Origin of the sequence: Roseivirga sp. UBA1976 (genome assembly GCF_002336325.1) — a bacterium.
GTDB lineage: Bacteria > Bacteroidota > Bacteroidia > Cytophagales > Cyclobacteriaceae > Roseivirga > Roseivirga thermotolerans.
In genome coordinates this window covers 1-3,847 of sequence record NZ_DDDQ01000124.1, presented here as the reverse complement: position 1 = coordinate 3,847, position 3,847 = coordinate 1, and the positions used below count along the sequence as shown (strand labels likewise).

Sequence of the window (3,847 nt, the reverse complement as noted above, 5' to 3'; positions counted from 1 at the left end):
TTTGGTTGTAGTTTTCATGAGCTCCCGGAGCACCTTGAGGGTCGGGCCTGTATTGAGCCACCAGATGAACCATATCATTGACCGTAAGAAAACGGTCGTGTGGCCATTCCTTAAATATAAGCTCAAAGAAACGCGGCATACCACTGGTATGGTTCAGTATGTGTCTCAGGTTTACACCTTTGTAGGGAATGGAAGGATGGTATAGTGCAATCGGATCCAGCAAGCTGAGTTTTCCTTCCGCATTAAGCTGTAAAATGCTGATGGCTGTAATACCCTTGGCCACCGACTGTATGTGGATGGGAGTGGTAGTAAGGTAGGCTTCTCCATTGCTTTGCCGACCATAGGCCTTAGAAAAGATAGTCTTTCCGTTTTCTGCAATTAACACCTGCCCGTGAAACATTTGCTCCGAAGAAAGGAAGGTTAAAACAGAGTCGAGCGTTTTAAGGTTTTGTTGAGCCTGAGCATTGAAGAACAAAGCGATTGCCTGGCTTAAAGCTAAAAGATATTTCATGCGTTTTCCGTTTCCTCAAACCAAGCCAAAATGGCCGAGGAACAAAAAATTTGAGGATAGACAAGGAATAGACATTAATCCCTTAATTGAGGTGAAGGTCACTTTAACCGTTCATAAGAGTCAATAACGGCTGTATACCATACACTAAACCGACATGAGGTAACGAACCAGATCATCATTTTCCGTTAGCCCCATCTTTTTGCGCATACGGTAGCGACCTGTATTGACACTGCCGGCAGAAATGTTAAGGACATTCCCAATCTCTTTAGAACTTAGGTTGAGCCTCAATAAAGCGCTAAGTCGTAATTCATAGGCCGTGAGTGTGGGATGAATAGATAGTATTTTATCGAAGAAGCCGCTGTGAATTTGCTCAAAGCTTATGCGGAAATTCTCCCACTCCTGCTCTGAGGCAAAGGCTTCTGCAACAGAACTAAGTACATCAGCCTTTTCCATCTTTTCTTTTTCCGAAAGTTTGGAGTTGAGTTCATCCAGCTTCTTGTTCTTCTGCTTAATTACATCGAGCAATTCGTTCATCCTTTTTTCCTTAGCGTATAGCTCCGACTTGATGAGTTCATTTTTTAGCTCAATACTCCGCATTTCGGCCTGCGTACTCCGAACCCTGTACTTATACAGCTTCTTTCTGTTTCGCTGACGATTATTTCTGGAATTAATGGCGATAAAAACCAAAATACCCACTGTGGCCAGAAGTGTGATGCCTACATCGCGCATCATAACCCGATTGGTAAGAAACCTTCGCTCTGCCTCTTCCGGGGTTTCTGACCGCCCCTCCTGAATGCGCTGCCAACTTTCTTCATCTACATTGGGAGGCCTTTTACTTGTGCTATCCTTTTCCTGGCCTAAAACGACCAAACACAAGCCCATAAGTACTATGGTAAGAAAAGTTTTCCAACGCATATTCAAACTTATGGAAATTGAAGAAAATAAGGTGACGCCCGGAGGCTATGATGAATAGACATTGGATAGACAGCAAGGCAAAAAAGAAATAGTTAATCAGAAACCAGTAGATAACTACTGATTTCTTATTACCCTATCCCTGATCACTAATTCATAGGCGCATCAATCTTTCCGTTGCCTGCTAATTCATACTTCTTATCGAACAGATAAATCCCCAAATCATCGGCTGACTCATTCATGATGGTCACGTGGCCTGTGGTGGCCTTAATGGTGAGGTTTCTCTCTCTAAATTTTATTTTGAAGGAATAACCATCCCAATGATCGGGCAGATATGGGCTGAAGTACAACTCTCCGTTCCTTACCCTCATTCCGGCAAAACCTTTAGCAAAGGCCATCCATGTGCCAGCCATTGAGGTGGTATGGCAGCCATCTTCCGTGTCATTATTATAGTCGTCCAAATCGAGACGGGCCGTACGAAGGTACATTTCGTATGCCTTTTCTTTTCGACCAAGTTTCGAGGCCAGAATAGCATGCACACATGGCGAAAGTGACGACTCATGCACCGTCATTGGTTCATAGAAGTCGAAGTTACGCTCAATGGTTTCCAAATCGAACTCATCTTCGAAAAGGTAAATTCCCTGAAGTGTATCGGCTTGTTTGATAAAGCACGAACGGAGTATCCTGTCCCAAGACCAGTTTTGGTTAATTGGCCTCTGCCCTGCCGGAATATCTGAAACAGGCATCAGCTCTTTATCCAGAAAACCATCTTGCTGTAAAAACACTCCTCTCTTTTCATCATACCCCAGATACATATTATCGAGTATGTGCTGCCACTTTTCAGTTTCGGCTTCTTTAAAATTGAGTTTTTGAAACAGCTCATTGAGCTGCGTAGTACCCTTATATTTCTGAAGCCCTTCCAAGGTATACTGTAAGGTCCAAAGAGCTATTTTAGAAGTGTACCAGTTGTTATTCACGTTGTTCTCGTATTCATTGGGTCCTGTAACTCCATGCATTACATACTGACCCTTTTGTTTAGACCAGTGTACCCTTTGAGCCCAGAAACGCGAAATAGCAATCAGTACTTCTAAACCATAATCTATTAGGTAGTCTTCATCGCCATGATAGTTTATGTAGTCGTAAATGGCATAAGCTATGGCGCCATTGCGATGGATTTCTTCGAAGGTTATTTCCCATTCGTTGTGGCATTCCTCACCGTTCATAGTCACCATGGGGTAAAGAGCAGCACCATTAGTAAAACCTAGTTTTTGAGCATTTTCAATAGCTTTTTGCAAGTGTTTGTAACGGTACAACACTAGGTTTCTGGCCACTTGTTTATCACTCGTAGCCAGGTAAAAAGCCAGACAATACGCCTCAGTATCCCAGTAAGTACTTCCACCATATTTTTCTCCGGTAAAACCTTTGGGTCCAATATTAAGCCGCTCGTCTTCTCCAGTATAGGTTTGATTGAGCTGAAAAATATTGAATCGAATACCCTGCTGTGCCGAAACATCACCATCAATCACTATATCGCTCATTTGCCACTTGGCTGCCCAAGCTTCTTTGTGTTCCAGCAGAAGTTTATCGAACCCGACCTGAGCCGCCTCCAGCACTTCTTTTTCACATACTTCTACCAGCTGCGTTTTGGCAAAATACATGGAAGAAATATTGGCTGCATACTTTTCTATGGTCAAAGGCTTACCCTCTTCTACCCGACCCGTTACTGCTACTTCCACATATTTCTCTCGCTCGAATTCCTGAGCAGACTCCATGGAGAAACCTCCGGAGATATTGAACTTCATTCCCGTAGCTACCCAAAAATCGGTTTTCTTGGTACTGGCTACCACATAGCTGAAATCGTGCGAAGCTTTCCTATGCTGCTCATTCCAAAATTTTTCATCGTAGTTAGAATCTGCGTTGATTACATCAAAGTCTACAAATGGCACTATTCGGGCTACACCGGAAAAGTTGAGAGGTGTAACCTGATAGGACAGTGCTCCTACTTTGGTTCTGGCCATACTGCATATTCGGGTGGCCTCTACCTTTACGCGTTTACCTGAAGGCATTTTGGCTGTAAACTCACGCTTAAGCCAGCCTTCTTTCATGTTGAGCTCTCTTCGAAAATGCTCCACTTCGCAAGTGGCCAAGTCCAGAGCTTCATCTTCAAAAGAAATATGAATTCCAATCCAGTTGGCTGCATTAAGCACCTTGGCAAAGTACTCCGGATACCCGTTTTTCCACCAGCCTACGCGGGTTTTATCAGGGTAGTACACCCCGGCAACGTAGTTGCCTTGGAGGCTCTCTCCCGAATATTGTTCTTCGAAATTAGCCCGCTGACCAAACATGCCGTTGCCCAGGCTAAAAATGCTTTCGGAAATCTGATTATACTCGGGCACAAACCCTTCTTCGATAATCGACCAGGGA

General features: G+C 43.8%; 3 protein-coding genes. All 3 read right to left on the bottom strand.

From position 1 onward, the window contains the following. Positions 1 to 511 (bottom strand): serine hydrolase domain-containing protein (locus B3763_RS12300; RefSeq protein ID WP_286746858.1); only part of this gene is annotated, 511 nt, incomplete at its 3' end. Positions 512 to 655: 144 nt separating this feature from the next. Further along, positions 656 to 1,426, bottom strand: coding sequence for a LuxR C-terminal-related transcriptional regulator (locus B3763_RS12295; RefSeq protein ID WP_286746855.1), 771 nt, complete (start codon positions 1,424 to 1,426; stop codon positions 656 to 658). A gap of 146 nt (positions 1,427 to 1,572) precedes the next feature. Beyond that, on the bottom strand, positions 1,573 to 3,847 hold a 2,275-nt coding region (locus B3763_RS12290), incomplete at its 5' end, for a glycoside hydrolase family 65 protein (protein WP_286746853.1).

Bases quoted from the DNA above. Each gene is read 5' to 3' on its own strand.
- B3763_RS12295 (WP_286746855.1), bottom strand. From the start codon at position 1,426: ATGCGTTGGAAAACTTTTCTTACCATAGTACTTATGGGCTTGTGTTTG.